General features: G+C 31.3%; 20 protein-coding genes. 12 read left to right on the plus strand and 8 right to left on the minus strand.

The genetic code is table 11. The features are described 5' to 3' along the window. The first annotated feature begins 6 nt into the window (after positions 1–6). Positions 7–1428: a T9SS type A sorting domain-containing protein gene (locus EI427_RS05080; protein WP_126612301.1), complete on the plus strand. Its 1422-nt coding sequence runs from the start codon at positions 7–9 to the stop codon at positions 1426–1428. 53 nt (positions 1429–1481) lie between these two features. On the opposite strand, the gene EI427_RS05085 is transcribed toward EI427_RS05080, so the two are convergent. Beyond that, positions 1482–2369 carry a lysophospholipid acyltransferase family protein gene (locus EI427_RS05085; protein ID WP_126612303.1) on the minus strand — a complete coding sequence of 296 codons (888 nt, stop codon included), beginning with the start codon at positions 2367–2369 and terminating at the stop codon, positions 1482–1484. A 393-nt stretch (positions 2370–2762) separates the two neighbouring features. Between EI427_RS05085 and EI427_RS05090 the strand changes: the two genes are divergently transcribed. Further along, positions 2763–3662, plus strand: a complete 900-nt coding sequence (locus EI427_RS05090) for a Dyp-type peroxidase (RefSeq protein WP_126612305.1) — start codon at positions 2763–2765, stop codon at positions 3660–3662. 59 nt (positions 3663–3721) lie between these two features. On the opposite strand, the gene EI427_RS05095 is transcribed toward EI427_RS05090, so the two are convergent. Further along, a complete protein-coding gene (locus EI427_RS05095; protein ID WP_126612307.1) occupies positions 3722–4261 on the minus strand; it encodes a sugar O-acetyltransferase in 540 nt (179 codons plus the stop codon). A 116-nt stretch (positions 4262–4377) separates the two neighbouring features. Beyond that, positions 4378–5490, minus strand: coding sequence for a hypothetical protein (locus EI427_RS05100; RefSeq protein ID WP_126612309.1), 1113 nt, complete (start codon positions 5488–5490; stop codon positions 4378–4380). 178 nt (positions 5491–5668) lie between these two features. Here EI427_RS05100 and EI427_RS05105 point away from each other — a divergent pair, with 178 nt between their 5' ends. After that, the gene (locus EI427_RS05105) at positions 5669–5932 is read left to right on the plus strand and encodes a rhodanese-like domain-containing protein (protein WP_126612311.1); all 264 of its coding nucleotides are present in this window, start codon (positions 5669–5671) and stop codon (positions 5930–5932) included. A 109-nt stretch (positions 5933–6041) separates the two neighbouring features. Next, positions 6042–6917 carry a MaoC/PaaZ C-terminal domain-containing protein gene (locus EI427_RS05110; protein WP_126612313.1) on the plus strand — a complete coding sequence of 292 codons (876 nt, stop codon included), beginning with the start codon at positions 6042–6044 and terminating at the stop codon, positions 6915–6917. Here EI427_RS05110 and EI427_RS05115 read toward each other — a convergent pair. Continuing rightward, the gene (locus tag EI427_RS05115) at positions 6914–7435 is read right to left on the minus strand and encodes a GNAT family N-acetyltransferase (protein ID WP_126612315.1); all 522 of its coding nucleotides are present in this window, start codon (positions 7433–7435) and stop codon (positions 6914–6916) included. The genes EI427_RS05110 and EI427_RS05115 overlap by 4 nt on opposite strands. 134 nt (positions 7436–7569) lie before the next feature. Between EI427_RS05115 and EI427_RS05120 the strand changes: the two genes are divergently transcribed. From EI427_RS05120 to EI427_RS05130, 3 genes are all read left to right on the plus strand, one after another. After that, positions 7570–8367, plus strand: coding sequence for a tRNA pseudouridine synthase A (locus tag EI427_RS05120; protein ID WP_126612317.1), 798 nt, complete (start codon positions 7570–7572; stop codon positions 8365–8367). A 462-nt stretch (positions 8368–8829) separates the two neighbouring features. Continuing rightward, on the plus strand, positions 8830–9732 hold the full coding sequence (locus EI427_RS05125; protein ID WP_126612320.1) for a hypothetical protein: 903 nt from the start codon (positions 8830–8832) through the stop codon (positions 9730–9732). Further along, a complete protein-coding gene (locus tag EI427_RS05130; RefSeq protein ID WP_126612322.1) occupies positions 9733–10071 on the plus strand; it encodes a tRNA-binding protein in 339 nt (112 codons plus the stop codon). Positions 10072–10110: 39 nt separating this feature from the next. On the opposite strand, the gene EI427_RS05135 is transcribed toward EI427_RS05130, so the two are convergent. Further along, a complete protein-coding gene (locus tag EI427_RS05135; RefSeq protein WP_126612324.1) occupies positions 10111–10434 on the minus strand; it encodes a DUF3467 domain-containing protein in 324 nt (107 codons plus the stop codon). Between the two features lie 4 nt (positions 10435–10438). Continuing rightward, positions 10439–10693, minus strand: a complete 255-nt coding sequence (locus EI427_RS05140) for a hypothetical protein (protein ID WP_126612325.1) — start codon at positions 10691–10693, stop codon at positions 10439–10441. A gap of 250 nt (positions 10694–10943) precedes the next feature. On the opposite strand from EI427_RS05140, the gene EI427_RS05145 reads away from it, so the two are divergent. Both EI427_RS05145 and EI427_RS25875 read left to right on the plus strand, forming a co-directional pair. Further along, positions 10944–12560: an ABC-F family ATP-binding cassette domain-containing protein gene (locus EI427_RS05145; RefSeq protein WP_126612326.1), complete on the plus strand. Its 1617-nt coding sequence runs from the start codon at positions 10944–10946 to the stop codon at positions 12558–12560. Positions 12561–12773: 213 nt separating this feature from the next. Continuing rightward, entirely contained in the window at positions 12774–12923 is a 150-nt protein-coding gene (locus tag EI427_RS25875; protein WP_155523279.1) for a hypothetical protein, read from the plus strand. Positions 12924–12982: 59 nt separating this feature from the next. Here the strand turns inward: EI427_RS25875 and EI427_RS05150 are convergent, their stop codons facing one another. Then, entirely contained in the window at positions 12983–13528 is a 546-nt protein-coding gene (locus EI427_RS05150) for a 1-acyl-sn-glycerol-3-phosphate acyltransferase (RefSeq protein ID WP_126612328.1), read from the minus strand. 193 nt (positions 13529–13721) lie between these two features. On the opposite strand from EI427_RS05150, the gene EI427_RS05155 reads away from it, so the two are divergent. From EI427_RS05155 to EI427_RS05165, 3 genes are all read left to right on the plus strand, one after another. Next, entirely contained in the window at positions 13722–14555 is an 834-nt protein-coding gene (locus tag EI427_RS05155) for a phosphate ABC transporter substrate-binding protein (RefSeq protein ID WP_126612330.1), read from the plus strand. A 12-nt stretch (positions 14556–14567) separates the two neighbouring features. Beyond that, complete coding sequence (locus EI427_RS05160) at positions 14568–17132, plus strand: SpoIIE family protein phosphatase (RefSeq protein WP_126612332.1); 2565 nt, start codon at positions 14568–14570, stop codon at positions 17130–17132. A gap of 104 nt (positions 17133–17236) precedes the next feature. Next, a complete protein-coding gene (locus EI427_RS05165) occupies positions 17237–19213 on the plus strand; it encodes a tetratricopeptide repeat-containing sensor histidine kinase (RefSeq protein WP_126612334.1) in 1977 nt (658 codons plus the stop codon). Position 19214: 1 nt separating this feature from the next. On the opposite strand, the gene ruvC is transcribed toward EI427_RS05165, so the two are convergent. Continuing rightward, on the minus strand, positions 19215–19784 hold the full coding sequence (gene ruvC, locus EI427_RS05170) for a crossover junction endodeoxyribonuclease RuvC (RefSeq protein ID WP_126612336.1): 570 nt from the start codon (positions 19782–19784) through the stop codon (positions 19215–19217). Positions 19785–19811: the final 27 nt, after the last annotated feature.

A 19811-nucleotide genomic window follows, 5' to 3' on the forward strand; every position in this document is an offset into this window, starting at 1 on the left:
ACTGATATGAACAATAAAATTTCACTGTTTTCACTATTAATCATCGTACTTAATATATTAACTCATCAAAATTTAAGAGCAAAAGATTATGTTTTGAAGGAAGTAAAAGTTTTTAAGGATCTTAAGAGCTGGAAAACAGGTTGGGGAGACTTAGATGGTAATGATTACCCCAAAAAGGATGACATAATTGTATTAGATTGGGGAGCTGATTTAACAATTGGATTTACATTTTCTTCAGAATTAAAAGGAGTATATTTAAAAGTAGTAAATGGTAATAAAACAGGCACTAATATTTCCATTGGGAATAAATCAGAGGTTACATTAAAGTTTCTGGATTCATATACTCATGAGAGGATGAATATTAATGTTGATGAAGGAAGTAAGTTAATAGTTGATGGCACGTTAAAAATTGATTCAAATGCATCAACTATCAAAGTAAAAGACGGTATCCTAGAGTGCGAAGATGCATTATTTGGTTCAGGAGCTTCGGCTGTTACAATTGATATCTTTGAAGAAGGAAGCTTTAATATTAATAATGGAGGTGATTTAAAAATTATTAATTATTCTGGATTGGTAATTAATATTGATGGAGAATTAAATATTGATGGAGAACTATATATAAATGGAGCTCCAACAATAAATATAAATAAAAAATCAGAAACAAAGTATGGGAAATTAAATATCAATAAAGACTTTGTAGTAACCTGTGATGGAGCTGTTACTTTTAAGATCTCTGGACATGTATCTGTAGAGGGAAATTGTTTAATTGAAAAAAATAAAATAAGGTATCTGCATAATGATCCTATTGTTGAATACTGCGATTCGAATAAAAAATATTTTTGCAAAAAAATTGATGATGGAGATTGGGACCTCCCAGTATCCCTAACTTACTTTAAAGGACAGCAAACCTCTAATGGAAACCTTTTGATTTGGGAAACTGCTTCTGAACAAAATTCAAGTCATTTTGAAGTTCAATCTTCTAATAACAAAGTAAATTGGAAGACAATTAGTAGAGTAGAAGCTGGAGGAAACAGTAATGTTACTTTAAAATATGAATTTTTGGATGCGAACTATTCTGGTAAATATTATAGGTTGGTTCAGCATGATTTCGATGGTAAAACAGAGTATTTTGGTATTGTTACTTTTGCAGATACCGAAAATAGTTTTCAATGTAAAGCGTATCCTTCGCTACTAACCAATGGGTCTAATTTGACATTAGAGATTCAAGGAGCGGATGGAAATAACCCAATTGTTGGCGTATTTTATTCTACAACAGGTAGAGTGTTATCTCATGATATTGTATTGAACAATGCAGAGGGAAATATTATCACTTCTTATAAAGTACCAAATGCATTACAGAAAGGGGTTTATATTCTAAAAATTTCTAACGGAAGAAATACCTCTAGCAATAAAATTGTTATTGAATAGTAATTAAACAAAAAGGTCAAACTAGTTTGTTCTAGATTGACCTTCTTTATAATTTAAAGTACAGTAGACTTTAATAATTCTTCTCCTTCTTTCTTCTCTCTTTTCCAACGCTTATGAGTCCATAACCAATATTGAGGCTCATTTTTAATATCTTTCTCTAAAAGTCTTGTATATTTTTCTAAAATTTCGCCATGTTCTGTTTTTGAAACATCATCGCTAATAAGTTTAAAATTACACTCGTAGAAGCCTCTTTTCTTCTTGATAATTTGAGTGTAAATAACTACCATATCATTTTCTCTAGAGTATTTCTCAGGACCAAAATACAATGCAGTGTCTTGACCAAGAAAATCTGCCCAAACTACGTTTTTACTATAAGTAGGGGATTGGTCAGCACCAAAAATAATTCCTATGGGTTTATTGTTCTCAGAATTAAAATATTCTTTTGCAAGATTTTTATCAATCATTTTTAAACCAAACCTTTCTCTTGAACGAGTTATTCTAGAATTAAAAAACTGATTAGAAAGTTTGGTATATAACGCACCGATTTCTCTGTTTGCATATTTAGAAGATACAGTTCCTGCATACTCCCAGTTATTGTAATGCCCTCCTAAAATACAGAGGTTTCTATCTTTATATTTATTGATAAGGTCTAAATCATTATAAACACATCTTTCAAAAAGATCTTCTTCTTTAACATTAAAAACTTTTAAGCTTTCGCAGATAATATCACATAGATGGTGATAGAATTTAGATTCAATGTCTTTTATCTCTTCTTTAGATAAATCGGTAAAGGAACTCGTTAAGTTTTGTCTAACCACTTTTGTCCTATATCCAATTACTTTATATAAGATTAAATAAAGAAAATCTGATAAAATGTATAATGCTCTGAACGGAAGCAGAGATATTGGTTTTATAAATAATAAATATAAAATCTTTGTCATATAATAGGTGTCAAACTAATGTAATCCTGTAAACTTAGTGTAGCAAAGATAAAAGTATGCAATTAAATAGTATGATCTTATAAATACTTAGTTAATGATACGGAAATGAAAAAAGCCTGCGATTTTTTTATCAAATACTAACTTTTTCTAACAGTTTTAAGCTTTAGTAACTGGATTAGTTATTTCACTGTATATCATTATAAAACTTAAAAGGATAGTACTTTTTATATGTTTTTTTACTATTAAAAATTCATCTTTAACAGACTTTTTTTTCTATTTATGAGATATATTAAACAATTTTTTATTTAAAGAATTATTATAGATATAACGGATATAAATTCAGAAACGTTTGTATATTTATACCGATAGAGATGAACCAAATAATTTATAAAAATGCAAAGTTATCAATTAGGAATATTTAATGAAGAAGCTAACATTTTCAATGTTACAGAATATAAAATAAATGACAATGTTTCTCCGTCTACCATTAAAAGAGCACTAAATAATGCGTTAAAAGGGACATCCGAAAAAATTGAAGTAGTTATTTCTTTTGGGAAAAATATTTTAAATGAGTTAGCACCTGAAGTTCAACCGAAGAATTTTAAAAACTTTGAACAACTAAACGGTGTGAATGGTTTTACTATGCCTTCAAACCAATCTGATTTATATTTTAGAGTAATTGGTTCTGATAACTCGCTAGTATTAGACAAGACAATTCAAATTCAAGAAGCTTTAAAAGCTATTACTACAATTGTCATTTCAGAAAATGGCTTTGTATACAAAGATCATAGAGATTTAACTGGCTTTGTAGATGGTTCTGCAAACCCAAAAGAAGAAAAGAAATATTTAGCTGCTATTGTTCCTGAAGGAGAACCTGCTGCTGGAGGTAGTTTTGTTTTTCATCAGAAGTGGGTACACGATCTAATGAAATTTAATGAATTACCTGTAAGCATTCAAGAAAAAATAATTGGAAGAACAAAGCCAGATAGTATTGAACTAGAAGGAGACGCTATGCCTGCTGACTCTCATGTATCGAGAACAGATGCAAGTCATGAAGGTGTTGCAATGAAAATATGGAGAAGGTCGTTCCCTTTTGGATCAGCAACTGAAAAAGGCTTGTTCTTTATTGCTTACACTTGTGATCCTTTCCGTATTGATATTCAATTAGAAAGAATGCTTGGGAATACCGAAGATGGTGTTTATGACCAAATGATGAATTACTCGAAAGCAACAACAGGAGCGTATTCTTTTGCTCCATCTATTAAAGATTTGAAAACAATCTTAACAGATTAAATAGAATACATTTTATAAAATGAAAGCCTAAAGATTATCGAGATCTTTAGGCTTTTTATTTAGATTGATTTTATTACTCTACATGGATTGCCAACAGCAATAGAATTTGCAGGTATAGACTTAGTAACAACACTACCAGCACCAATTGTAACATTATCTTCAATGGTAATTCCTGGTAAAATAGTTACATTCCCACCTATCCACACATTGTTTCCAATTGTTACAGGAGTAGCGTATTCAACGCCCGTATTTCTTTCTATTGGATCTGTTGGGTGTCCTACAGCCGTGATTAGTACATTTGGAGCAATAAAAACATTATCGCCAAAAGTTACTTTTGAACAATCTAAAATAATAAGATTGAAATTAGCGTAGAAATTTTTTCCAAAGGAAATATTATACCCGTAGTCACATTTAAAAGGAGCTTCTATATGAGCTTCAGTTTCCTGCTCAAGAATTTTTGATAATACACCTAAGTCTAGATCAACAGGGTTGTCATTATATTCCTTGCATAGAATTTTACAATTCCTTCTATCTTTTATTAGTTCAATATTATTGCCATCATAAGGCAACCCTGCTAATAGTTTTTCTTTTTCAGTCATACCCTTTATTGCTATGTAATTGTATCAAATTACAATAAATTGAAGTGTAAAAAAACACCTCTAAGGTTACTTAGAGGTAATTAACAGATTTGCTTAATTAAGCTAGTGTATTATTTTTAGATACCGAATCTATAGTTAATCCCTGTCATTAGAAATTTATTATTATCAGCAATGCCATATTCACCTCTTATTGCAAGGTGTTTATTTAATTCAATACTAAAGCCACATTGCACAGTCCATGTTTGTAACAAATCTTTCTTGATGTCATATTCTACTACAGTATTGTCAATCATACCATTCATGTGGTCATTTATTCTAGAACCGTCAGGAGCACCTCCTAAAACTTGTTTAACTAATGCTTGTTGCGTTCTACTTAATCCACTATAAATATTTTCTATTGGCTGACCTAAATCTACTTCATTTTTAACAACATCGTTTAAATTTATAGACCCTGGAGTAGAGCTATCATTTGTAAAGTTACGGTTCATAGCTCCAACATATACTGCAATACTTTGCTTACCATGATTTACATTAAATTTTTTGCCAAATCTGATAGAGTATGTACCAATTGCAATTTGTTCTTCTAATAAGTCTGTGTCACTTAAAGCATAATTAATATCCACAGAAGAGAACCACCCTTTATAACCATAAGCAAGAGTAAAACCACCTCCATATGCCAAAGCATCAAAATCTACAGTAGAACCGAAACCTCCAGTATCGCTGCCTCCTCCAAGGCCAATACTTGTAGAACCACTTACTTCTGATACCATACCATAAACATTTAAGAAAGGAAGAACATACACGTCCATTCTGTAATTCATTCCACTAGCTGTGGCCATAGTCACGTTATTATTTAACGATTCTAGGATTGGACCTTTAACAATCTGATCAATTTTTTCTTGAGGAATTTTTGCACCAAAATAAGGTTTGCTACTGTCAAGACCTTTAAAGCCAACACCAAGATCTGATATACCCATTCCCATAGATGTATTTATATAACTTACACTAAACCCAATTGGTAGAGGCAAAGAATAACCTTTGTCGTAAACTTTCTGACCAAGGATCGGAAATACATATGGATATTCTTTAGTTTCTCGCATTACTAAAGAAGTATCTGCACTAATTTTATCATTATGTTGATGTGTTTTATCAACAATAGTTTGAGCTTTTGTATTGAAAGAATAAAACAGTGTTACAAAAGAGAGTATTGAAAAGTATAAAAATTTCATAATTGAGATAAATAATGTAAGTGTGAGATCTAATAATAGTTTATGTAACGATAAATAAAACAAAAAGGTAACGATGTAACTGTTAAAAAAATTAAACAAAGAATTTTGATTGTGTGATAATTGTTACAAACAGGAAACTATTTAATTTTTAGTTTCGCATAAATCAAACTTAAATACTATGAATTATAAAGAATTAATATCAGGAGGAGTTCAATTATTAGACGTACGTTCTGAAGAAGAATTTAATGAAGGACATATTGAAGGAAGTGTAAATATTTCTGTAAATGATATTCAGAGTAGAATTTCTGAAGTAAAAGAATTAGGGTCTCCTTTAGTTGTATGCTGTTTGTCTGGCGGTAGAGCAGGTGTTGCAAAAGCATTAATTGAAGCGGCAGGAGTTAAAGAAGTATATAACGCAGGAGGTTGGGAGAGCTTATTGTAATAAATAGAATTCTTAGTGGAGAGAAAAGCATGTATTGTAAGTCAGTACATGCTTTTTTAGTTATTAATACTATATATTTACGTTTTTAACATAAGAATCCAAACTAAGAATGAACGTCTCTAAAACTTTTTTATGGCAACAACGCCCTATGATATATGTTGTTGGTAGAACTTTTGTACAGACTATACTTCCATTTCTAAAGAAAAAAGGTTCAACAGAAGTACCTCCTCAAGAGACGTTTGTAAAACCACCTACACAATCATTAGTAAAAGCATATTCTAAATGGACAGGTGCTGAGAAAGGTAGATATAAGAGTTTACCGCCTCATATGTTTTGTCAATATGCATTATCATTCGGTTTAGATTTACTCAATAAACTACCTTACCCATTAGCAAAAATTATTAATCAAGGTGTAGAGATCAAGGTATTTGGAGATGTCACCGCAAAAAAAATATATTTAAAAACGGAGTTCGTAGAAATTACCGAAGAAAATGGACGCGCAAGAGTACATCAAAGAATGGAAATTGGGAATTCAAAAGAGGATATTTGTATTGAAGTTCATCTATTGACTGCCTTTATTATTGGTAAAAGAGTACGTAATGGTAAAAAAGAGCATCAAGTTGATGCAACTCCTTTAGAACGTATTGCTACTTGGAGTGTTGATAAAAAGGATGGTTTGCGCTTTGGGATTCTTTCTGGCGATCTAAATCCTTTGCATTGGGTAAATTTTATTGCAAAAGCGACTCCTTTTAAAGGAACAATTTTGCACGGATTTGGAATGTATACTAAAACGTTTGAAATACTTCAAAACTATAAGAATCAACCATTAAAACAAATGAGTGTGCGTTTTATACGTCCTGTTAAGCTACCAAATGATCACCTTCAAGTAATGCTTTCTGAAAAGCAAGAAGGTAATCATTCTTATAAGATAGCACTGGAAGATAAAAATGGTCATTCACTAATGGTGGGAAGTTGCGAATTTTAATCTTCGTTATATACTTTATCAAGTAGTAATTTTTTTACTTGTTCATACTCTTGAGTTCCTAACAACAGCGGGTACGACATAAAATTTAATGGTAATTCTTGTCCACCTTCGATTGTTTGAGGTGCCATAAAAATCTTATCATTATAATGAAACCCTTTTCTCTCGTAAAAACCTACTCTTCTTTTTTGAATATCTTCTACAGGGTGTTCAACTTCAAGAATTATTTTTTCGCCATTATATTTCTCAATAAAGTAATGTAAAAATGCAGAGCCAGCACCAGAACCTCTACTGTTTGCATGCATTGCTAGGTATTCTATAAATATAAAATCACCTAATTCTCTGTAACATACTAAACCACAGCATTTTTTTTCTACATAGATACCTTCAAAATAAAAATTGGGTGTATCCATTAAAGAAATTATTTCTTCTTTGGGTCTTTGCTCGTCTCTAGGAAATGCTTCTAAGTAAATATCCCAAAGTGCATTAAAGTTTTCTGAAGCATCAATTAATTCAACCATTTTGATTTAATAATAAGGTTAGTTAAACGAGATGTATTTTAGAAATAATATACATAAGTTTATGAAATGAAAAGGACTTCTTTGTGTTATAAATTAATAATTAGGTAAAGAAGTTATAAAAGTACTTTTAGATAATGAAGAAAAAACGACATAATTACCTCTTTGAAATACAATATATAGGGTATCGTTACCATGGTTGGATGGTACAACCTGGTTTAAAAACGGTACAAGGCATGATTGATAAAACAATTAATTATGTTTTAGGAGGAGAGATTAAGTTTAAAACCTTAGGAACAAGTAGAACAGATGCAATGGTATCTGCAAATCATTCAGCTTTTGAGTTGTTTGTATTTGATGTACTTGATGAAGAAGAATTTTTAAAAGAGTTTAATATCAATTTACCGAGTGATATCAAGGCGCTATCTATTAAAAAAGTTAGTGATGCTTTTAATGTAATTCAAAGTTCTAAAGTTAAAGAGTACCAATATCTGTTTACTTTTGGCGATAAGAACCACCCTTTCTGTGCACCTTTTATGGTTTCTGTAATGGATGACCTTAACATTGATGTAATGATAGAAGGCGCTAAACTATTTGAAGGAGAACATTACTTTGGGAGATACTGTAAAGCCCCAAAAGAAGGTGTAGAACTAACCAGAACTATTGATTTGTGCGAGATTAAAGTAAATGATGTTGTTACGGCTTCCTTTTTTCCCGAACAGAGTTATGTACTTAATGTACATGGTAAAGGTTTTATGAGAAATCAAGTAAGGCTGATTATGGGAACTTTATTTATGTTAGGAAGAGGAGAACTGACATTAGATCAAATTAAAGAATCTTTAGAATTTAGCGATATTAAAAAACCTTTAGGTTATATAGCTCCTGCATCTGGTTTAAACTTAAATGCAATGAGTTACGAAGATGAAATCGTCTAAAAATAAAAAAAGTCAACCACATCGCGGTTGACTTTTTAATTCCTTTAATAACCCAAAAACTATTTCTTATTGCTGCTTTATGATATAAATATACGGTGAAATTATAGTCATATCCAAGGTTATAACTTGAGTTTTTATAAGTTTTGTCTATTGTTTGGTGTTATGAGAATTTTTAGTACTTTTTGATAATTTTACATAAAACATGAAAATTATCACAAATAATAGGATTATTCAGTTACGTGAGTGTTCGTTCATTGAATATATTTTATGTAAATAACTTTAAACAAAATATTATTTGGTTCGTGACTTTTTTGGTAAAACTACTGTTAAAATTTACAAAAATAGGATTTTAGCTAAATTTTTAAAGAAAAAAGGAGTTTATGAAATGCTTTGTTTAACTTTGGAATCAAGAGCAAACACACAGATTATTAGTAACAATTGAGCTAACAAACAATACTTAAAATGAAAAAAGGGATCTTATATTTTTTTACAGTTCTAATTTTACTCTTTTTAGGAAGTACCGCCTATTTCTTTTTTGCAGGAGAAATTAAGAATACTTTACAGTTTGATGAAGGAAGGTTTATAAGTATTCAAAAATTTATAAAACAAGGTAAAGTAGAAAGCCTTTCACAAGCAAAATTACAACTAGACCTAATTAGCAGTGATTTTAAGAAGGATAGCGTATCAATTTTAATCAGTAATTTAAATGAGACAGCTATGGTTAATGCTAAAGTGTGTCTACAAAAAAAATGGTATGGGAGCTGTGGTCAATATTTAGAATTAATTGATGCAGACTATAAAAAATCTGAAGTAGATCAGATCAGAAATAAATTAAATGCTGCCCTGATAGAAGTAAATGTTACAAAAACTAAGAACTATATAAAGGAGCGAAATATTGATAAAGCAAAAGTCTATTATTCTAAAATTGATTCTACTTACAGAGAAAGAACAAGACTAGGATTAAAAAAGAAGATTTTTGAATTAGAAAATGAGCTTTACATAGAAAATACATTGGAATTTGTTCGTGTCAAGGAATTTGAGAATGCTCGAGAAGAACTCTTAAAAGTATCTCCAGATTTCGATAAGAAGTTAGTGGAAACGGTAGCAGAACAGATTACATTAAAAGAAACGCTATCATCTCAAATTAACGAAGAAGGTGCTATTATTACTTTAGTTAATGAGGTGAAAGGAAAAATGAACGACCCAGAGAGTTTTGAACATGTAGAAACAAACTTATCAGAAAAGGGGAGGGTATTGAATGTTACAATGACGTATAGAGAAAATAATACGTATGGAGCAAAGGTTATAAAAAAAGTGACCGCAAAATTAAATAAAGATGGTTCATTAAAAAAAATTACAAAATAAATGGATGGTGTACTTACTTGGGATGACTTTACTAAAGTTGAAATGAGGGTAGGAACTATTGTTTCTGCTGAAGAATTTAAAGAAGCTAGAAACCCTGCGTATAAACTAGTAATTGATTTTGGCGAATTTGGACTTAAGAAAACATCAGCCCAGATTACATCTTTATACCAACCATCTGATTTAATTGATAAACAAATAATTGCTGTGGTGAATTTTCCGCCAAAGCAGATTGCAAATATAATGTCAGAGTGTTTGGTTTTAGGAGCTCTTGGCAACAATAAAGATGTTACACTTTTACATCCCGATTTAAAAGTAAAAAACGGTAGTAAAATTGGATAATAAATAAGCCTCATTGATATAATCAATGAGGCTTATTTATTATTGAGGATCTGTATTTGTCATACCGAAATTCATTGGAAACTTAGGAGCTTCCTCAGTCTTTCCGATAGGACCAAATTGTCCTTCATATTTCTTTAAATTATCTTGTAGAGCCATATACAAGCGTTTTGCATGTTCTGGAGTTAAAATAATTCTTGATTTAACTTTGGCTTTTGGCAAGCCAGGCATCATTCTAATAAAGTCAATCACAAACTCGCTATTAGAGTGAGCAATCATTGCAAGGTTAGCATAAGTACCTTCAGCTACATCGTCAGTTAGTTCGATGTTAATTTGATTTTCTGGTTTTTTTTCTTCTTGATCCATTATATTATGATTTATCTTCTTTTGCTAATAAATATGCTCCAGCATGCAGCATTTCATAAATGATGTAGTAATAGCCTCCCATAGGATGGTCCTCATCATATTTATCACTTTCAGCAAGCATACCAAAAGCAGCTTCAATTACACGTTCTCTATATTTTCCAGAAACATATTCTTTTGTAATTTTTGCAGCAGCTTCGTGCTCCGATTCTTTTGATAAGTCTTTGTACTTTTTAATAAGCACTGCTATTTGATCATTCATTTAGGCAATTTAGTTGTTCATTTAGAATATGACAAGATATAGTTACAGCAATAATCAACTAATAGCCTACTTTAGTAAATATCAAAAGAATCTATTTACTCATTTACTGATTTAAGTCCAATAAAGTCTATCATTTACCAATTTTGAAAGAAATAATGGCTCATTCAAAAGTATTTGTATGTCAATTTTGTAGGGTTAAAAACATTCTGATACATTTGCAAGATAATTTGATATACTCATAATATTCATAATGATAACAGTTTCAAACTTAGGCGTTCAATTTGGTAAGCGTGTGCTTTTCCAAGATGTAAACCTTAAATTCACAGAAGGCAATTGCTACGGTATTATCGGTGCTAACGGTGCAGGTAAATCTACATTTTTAAAAACATTATATGGTGCGCAAGACCCAACTAGAGGTAATATATCTTTCGGAAAAGGGGAACGTACTTCTGTATTAAAGCAGGAACACCACGAATTTGATGAATTTACAGTTTTAGATACTGTAATGATGGGTCATGATGAATTGTGGGCAATTAAAAAAGAACAAGACGAGTTATATGCTAAACCAGATTTTAACGAAGCCGATGGTATTCGTATTTCTGAGTTAACAGAACGTTTTGAAGATCTTGATGGTTGGAATGCAGAATCTGATGCTGCAAACTTGTTAAGTGGACTTCACATTACGGAAGATCTACATTACCAAACAATGGCCAACGTAAGTGGTAAGCAAAAAGTACGTGTGTTATTAGCACAAGCTTTATTTGGTAAGCCAGATAACTTATTACTTGATGAGCCTACCAACGACTTGGATCAGGAGACTATTGCTTGGTTAGAAAACTACTTAGCAAACTTTGAGAACACGGTATTGGTTATTTCTCACGACCGTCACTTCTTAGATTCAATTTGTACACAGATTGTAGATATTGATTTCTCTAAGATTTCAATGTTTTCTGGTAACTACTCTTTCTGGTACCAGTCAAGTCAATTAGCTTCACGTCAGCAAGCACAGCAAAACAAAAAAGCTGAAGAGAAAATCAAGGAATTGAAAGAGTTTATTGCTCGTTTCTCTGCCAATGCTGCAAAATCTAAGCAAACAACATCTCGTAAGAAGATGTTAGAAAAATTAAACTTCGAAGAAATTCAACCTTCTTCAAGAAAGTATCCTGGTATTATCTTCACACCGGAGAGAGCGGCAGGTAATAACATTCTTGAAGTGAAAGAAATGTCTAAATCAATTGATGGAGATGTACTTTTCAAAAATGTTGAATTCTCGATGCAAAAGGACGATAAGATTATTTTCTTATCAAGAGATCCTAGAGCTATGACGGCTTTCTTTGAGATTATCAATGAAAATGACGCTGACTTTGAAGGAGAATACAATTGGGGTGTAACAATTACCAAAGCATATTTACCTGTAGAACACAGTGAGTTTTTCAGAAACGATATGAACCTTGTAGATTGGTTAGGACAATATTCTAGCGATACGTCTGAAGCATTTATTAGAGGTTACTTAGGTAAAATGCTTTTCTCTGGAGAAGAAATCTTCAAACAATCTTCTGTACTTTCAGGAGGTGAGAAAATGCGTTGTATGATGTCTAAAATGATGCTTTCAGATGCAAATGCTTTAATTTTAGATTCTCCTACAAACCACTTAGATTTAGAGTCGATTCAAGCATTGAACAACTCGTTAACTAAGTTCCCAGGAAATATTTTAATGTCATCACATGACCACGAAGTAATTTCTACAGTTTGTAATCGTGTAATTGAATTAACACCAAATGGTATGATCGATAGACACATGCCTTATGATGAATATATCAATTCGGAACAAATTCAAGAGATAAGAGATAATTTATACGCGAAGTAGAAATTATTTTTCAAATAGTAAAAAGGTATTGAGGTCTAGCACTTCAATACCTTTTTTATTTTAAAGGATTGTATAGAATGTTAATTAAAAGAAACAATGTTTCATAAGTGCTTCATTTAAGTTTACTTTTGATGTTGAAATGAATCAAAAATAGAGTTTAGAATAACTTTGAAGAATTTCGGCAAACAATAATCATCAAAAAATAAGATACAAATGAAAAAGTATTTTGCTTTACTTCTTTTATTAGCACCTTTGTTTTTCTCTTCGTGTACTGAAGAAGAAGATCCATCACCATATGAAGAAATTGATTTTAGGGATCCACCAGAAGATGATGACCCTTATTATCCTACATATCCATATTAAATTAAAAAGGCTTCTGATTAACCATTAATCAGAAGCCTTTTTAGCAGTAGTTTAATTACTTAAACATGGATGCCTTTTGTAGGATGTTTACCTTGAAACTGCCCTAAATATTTTTTGATGTTGTAAATGTCTTTATCCATATCATCAGTTAAGGTAGCTTTAGCACCAAAAATATATCTCTTTGTCTTAAAACATATTCCTACCATATAAATAGGAACATTTGCACCTTTAGCAATTCTATAAAAACCAGTTTTCCAGTTCTCATTATAAGATCTAGTACCCTCTGGTGTAACAGCCATAATTAATTCAGATCTAGAATTAAATTCATCAATCACATTATCAACTAGGCGTGTTTTTTTTGATCGGTCTACAGGAATTGCTCCCAAAGAAATCAAAAACTTACCAAGTATACCTTTACAAAGGGAACTTTTAATAAAAAATTTAGATTGTACTCCAACAATTTTTCTGGCTGGAATACCTAATATAAAATCCCAAAAACTAGTGTGTGGTCCAACTACAACTACAAATTTTTTCACATCATTTGGTAAAGCCCCCTCTACTTTCCATCCCAATAGCTTAAAAAGCCAAATACTCAGTGTTCTCATTAACGTAACATGATTTTCTTTACAATAGCATGCGAATATTGAGATAATAATACGAACCAACAAACTTTAGGCTTCATTTATTCATTTTCTGTTGTTGGAAAAGTCATATAAATCAACAAAATGTAAACATTTAATTCTTATTCAATTCACGTTTAAACCCGACTTTTGTATTACAACTAATTTTTAGAAACTGATGAACAGAATAATACATTACAGCACGCTAACAATACTATCTATCTTAATTCTCTCAAACATTCAACAATTATATGGACAAAAAATTAAAGGAAAAGGTAGTGATACCATGCTTCCGTTAATGGAAGAACTTGTAAAGATATACAAAACAGGGACTACCAAATCTGTAGATATTATTGGTGGAGGGAGTTCTTTAGGATTTAGAGGGTTAACCAATTATGATATCGAATTTGCCTTATCGTCACGTAAGGTAGAAGAGACAGAGAAATTAAAAATAGAAACAAAATACGATCAATTACTTGAAAATATTATAGCTTATGATGCTCTTTCAATTATAACTCACCCATCAAATAAAGTAACAAAATTAACAATAGCTCAACTTAAAAAAGTTTTTAAAGGCGAAGTAACGAATTGGAAACAGTTGGGAGGAGAGGACGTTCAGATTGTTGTAATTTCTAGAGATAAGAACTCTGGGAGTTATGGTTTTATGGAGTCTATTATTTTAAATGATGAAGCAATGACAAAGACTTGTATTGTTTCTAGGTCGAATGCAGGAGTAGTGCAACGAGTAGGTTTAGAGCGTGGAGCAATAGGTTATTGTGGTATTGCTTATGTAGAAGAGATTGTAAAACCACTTGCTATCTGTGATAGAAATAACGAATACATCTATCCTTCATTTAAAAATGCACTCCAGAAAATTTATCCTTTATCAAGACCTTTGTATTTGTATTATCGCAAGTCTGATAAATTAAAAGTTGACTATCTCATCAATTTTGCTCTTTCTGATAAAGGACAGCAAATTATTGCTCATAAAGGATACATCCCAGTATTTTAAATAGAAACTATCATGAAATTAACACCCAAAAAAAGACAAGCCAAAAGTATTAAAACTAGATTGATCTGGTCTTTTGCTGCCAACTTAGTTATTATTTTTGTTGTATTCGTAGCCTTTGGTTCAATTAGAAATATTACGCAAAATGCAGAAGCATTGGTTTCTGAATTGAACGAACTGAGCGATAAAATTCAGAAAATTAAAACTACACGACAATCTTTCCTGTTAACCGAAACAATTAACCCATCATTTTATGAATCAAAGAATAACCATTTTATCATAAAACACAACTTATTACTAGAAGAAATCAATTTACAAATAGAAGGATTTTATATTAATAGTTACGTGCAGAATGCCAATGTTATTCCTTCTTTACGTTCACTTCAAAACACACTTTCTTTGTATCATATCAGTTTTGATAGCTTAATTAATGTACAATTACAAAGGGGGTTTAAGAGTTATGGTGTAGAAGGAGATATGCGACGTGCAATTTATAGTGTAATGAATTCTGGATATACGTTAGATCAAGTAAAAATATTATCCCTACGTAGACACGAAAAAGATTACATTTTAAGAAAAGACCTTCAATACCTAGCTAAACTAACTAGTGTTATTACTTTATTGAAGGACGATATAGATAAAGATATCTCTGAAAAATACGGTAGAGTATATTTAAAAGGAGGTTTAGATACTTATCTTAAAAATTTTAAAGAATTAGTAAAACTAGATAGGAAACTAGGGTATTACGGTGTTAGAGGTATAAAAGACAACCTAAATAGCGAACTTTCTGTTGCAGAAAGACAAATCGCAGCTGTTATTAAAACCATGATTACCTACATGGATTTCTGGAAAAAAATAAACCTTAGTGTATTATTCATTTCTGCATTTAGTATAATTTTGGTCAATGCAGGTTTACTTTTCTACCTTCTTTCTCGACTTGGGAAGCCTATTAATAAATTATCAAAATCTATACATGAGATTGTAGCAAAAGATTTTCAAGGAGAATTATATACAATCAAAACAAAAGATGAAATTGGAGATTTATCGAATGATTTTAATTACGTCTTAGAAAAGATGAACGAAAGAAGTGACGAGATTATTCAACAGAAAGAAGAACTAGCAATTACCTATGAAAAAATTGATACAATAAGGCAAATTGGAGGCCGTTTAAATAGGCACGTATCTGTGGAGGCTATCGTAAAAGAGTTTTACCATTCATTGGGTAACATTTTAGATTTCTCTACTTTTCTAATAGGTATTTATCAAAATGATGAACTGAACTACCAAGGATATAACAATGAAGGTGAATTTATTTCATTTGATAGATCAATACACGAATTTACACACCTTGGCGTAGAGTGTTTTAGAAGGCAAGAACCCATTATTGTTAAAGATTTTTTAGGTGATGATAATAATGAATTTAAGCACTTGTTACCAGTAATTACGTCTCAAAAAATTGGCTCTTTGATTTATCTTCCAATGACGTCAGCTTCGGGGAGAGTTGGCGTTCTTGCATTACACAATACAACTGCGAACTCCATTTCTGATGTGCAAATTAATATGTTGGGCAGTATTGTAGTGTATGCAGTTAGTGCTTTAGATACAGCCATTAATTACGAAAGTCTAGAACATCAAGTAGAAAAGAAAACCGCTAAAATTAATTCTCAGAAAGAAGAATTAGTACAAAGTAATTCACTTTTAAAGGGAACTTTAGACGAGCTTGAATTTACAAATAAGCAATGGAAAAGTAGTGTACAATATGCTCAGAGAATACAGCAGGCATTGTTACCGAATTTTTCGGAAGTAAGAAGTAAGTTCGAAGATGCTTTTATACTTTACAGACCTAAAGATATTGTAAGTGGAGATTTTTACTGGCTAGAGACCAAAGGGGATTTTATTTATTTTGCTGTAGCAGATTGTACTGGTCATGGAGTTCCTGGTGCATTTATGTCCATTTTGGGTAGAGAGATTTTATCTAATTTGGTCAATACAAAAGACATTACTTCTCCGGCAGAATTACTAGATGAATTGCATATACGAATTAGAGTTGTATTGCAACAAGAGCGTTTAAAAAATAAAGACGGCATGGATATCGGTCTTTGTGTAATGAACAAAAGAACGAATGAATTTCGATTTGCTGGAGCACATCATCCTTTGTATATAGTTAAAAAGAATGATGATGGTGAAAACTTTATAGAAGTTATAGATGGTGATAGACAGTCTATTGGAGGTCATGTTCTGAAAAAGAAGAAATATGCTCCTTTCTCAGAACATTGCATAAAACGATCTCGAAACGAAGAGATTCTCTCCTTATATATGTGTTCAGATGGATATCAAGATCAATTTGGGGGAGACCAGGGAAGAAAATTCTATAAAAAGAATTTTAGAAATATGTTAAAAGATATTGCTGATAAACCGATGTACGAGCAGAAATCTATTATTGCAATGACAATTGATGATTGGATGACAGGTACAGTAAAACAAACAGATGACATCTTGGTCGTTGGGTTTCAGCCTAAAATGGACCAGGCAAATAATATGAAAATTGAGAATATTAAAAAATTTATGGAAATCTGCTAATTATTATTTCTGTTAAGCAACCTTTTGATAATTACGTAGTCTTATAATTAGTATATTGCAAACAGAGTTTGTAACTAATTCTTAGGACTATTGATTATCATCTCGTGAAGAACTACTATCTACTATCTGTTTTATTTTTATCTTCATTACTATCATATGCAGAAATAGATTCTATTCAATTTCAAAGAAGCAATATTGATAGTTTGCAAAATGAAGTGCGTTTTCATGAAGAAAATCCAAATTACCTTAGTAATCTGTTGAGACTTAGTGGACTTTATTTAAATACCGATTTAGATTCATCAATTTATTATGCTGAAAAGGCGATTTCTTTTGCGTCTAAATTAAATGATACAAATGTTTTAGAAAAGGCTTATAGAGCTAAAGGTGTGGCTTATTATTATAAGGCAGAATATAGTGATGCACTAAGATTTTATTTTGAGGCATTAAATATTAGCGAAAAAGAAGATGACCCTAATACAGTAAATTCTACTGTTCAAAATATTGGAAAAATATACGAAGTTCAGCAAGAATATGATAAAGCTTTAGAATACTATTCTAGAGGTTTAGAACTTTTGAACGATACCTCTTCGCCTAAGTTAACAGCATTAGCCTACAGTAATATGGCCAATATTCTTAACTACAAAAAAGAATATGTAAAGGCACTTTCTTATCATGAAAAAGCAATAATAATCAGAAAAAAAGACGATAATACTTTCTTACCTTATTCGTACAACGATATTGCTATTGTTTACAGAAATCTAGGCAATTTAGGTGAGGCAATTAAGGCCTATAAATTATCTTATTCATCTTTAAAAGCATTAAACGAAAAAAGAGGGTTGGCTGGTGTTTCTAATAATATATCCTCATTATACCTTGAGTTAGGTAGGTTAGATAGTGCATTGAAGTATGCAAAGCAGAGCTACCAATTGGCTTATCAAATACATGCAAAACATGAATTGATGGGAGCTTCTTATCAATTATCTGAATTGTATGAACGCAAAGGCAATTTTAGAGAAGCCTTAAAATACGAACGTCAATCTAGTGAACTTTACGACAGTCTTTTTACGCAAGAGAAAATGCGTGAAGTAGCAACCCTAGAGACACAAGTGAAATTTAACGAAGAAAGAGCCAAATCACAATTACTAAGAGAACAGCAAAAAGCAAAAATGGATCAGCAAGTTGTTTTAACAATTGCAGCTATTATTGTGTGCTTTCTTCTTATTGGTGTAATAATGATCTTTATGAAGGAGAGGAGTAAACAGAATATCTTAAATAAGAAACTGGTTGCAGCAAATAATTTATTACAAGAACAACAAGAAGAATTAGCAAAGAAAAATAAAGAGGGAAAAGAACATAATGATCGTTTGAATACTTTAAATGAAGAAAAAAATCATTTAATAGGTGTTGTTGCACACGATCTTAGAAATCCTCTAACCTCTGCAATGTCTTTAAGTCAGCTTTTAATGCAAGAACTTGATGGAGACAACGAGGAATGTATTCAAGGCGTATCAAATGCTTTAAATAGAATGAACGAGATGATTACTCGAATTCTTGATGTAAAAGCAATTGAGGCAGGGCATCTTAATCTAATGCAATCAGAATTTGAATTAGATATAATAGTAGAAGGAGTAGTAGATGGCTGTAAACATACGGCAGAAGAGAAAAGTATTCGTGTTCATCAGAAACTAAAACCTGTACAAGTATATGCAGACCCACATTGTGTAAAGCAAGTACTTGATAATTTACTTTCTAATGCGATTAAATTTTCACCTAAAACTAAAAATATTTTTGTAGAAATAGATCAGGTAGATAATGAAGTGACAGTTTCTATTATAGATGAAGGACCGGGTATTTCTATTGAAGATCAAGAAAAGATGTTTGGGAAATTTCAAAGGCTATCAGCCAAACCAACTAATGGAGAATCTTCTACAGGATTAGGTTTAAGTATTGCCAAAAAATTTATGGATGTGATGAATGGTAAATTAGAATGTAAAAGTACACTAGGTAAAGGGAGTACATTTACAGCAACTTTACCACTTAAAGTAACTCAAGAGAACGGTATGAAACAGGTATGTAACTAAACTATTTAAGCCTTTTAGAAATTCTACTAGGGTTATCAGTTAGGAAGTTTTTCCAGGATTGTTTCTTCTGTGTATTATCACCTCTTTGGAATACATGGCAAACGGCAACACCTAATGCATCTGTAGCATCTAGAAGTGTCTTGTCATCCATTTTAAATTTCAAAAGTTTTTCTAACATACTAGCCACTTGCTCTTTAGATGCATTTCCATTGCCCGTAACAGCAGCTTTCACTTTTTTAGGAGCGTATTCTGTAATAGGTATATCTCTAATTAAAGCAGCAGACATTGCAACCCCTTGTGCTCGTCCTAATTTTAAAGCAGATTGCATATTTTGCCCTACAAAAGGAGCTTCTAAAGCCATTTCATCTGGTGCATACTCTTCTAAAATGTTAGTAATACGTTCATGTATTTTTCTTAATTTTAAAGCATGAGTAGCAAATTTCTTTAAATGGATTACACCATATTGTACTAAAGAAATTTTTGATCCCTGGACATGAATTAGTCCGTAGCCCATAACTTGAGTACCTGGATCGATACCTAAAACTAATTTCTCAGGTTGAATTTTTTTCATGAAACGCTAAAAGCAATTTATATGGAT

The sequence above is a fragment of the Flammeovirga pectinis genome (assembly GCF_003970675.1).
GTDB lineage: Bacteria > Bacteroidota > Bacteroidia > Cytophagales > Flammeovirgaceae > Flammeovirga > Flammeovirga pectinis.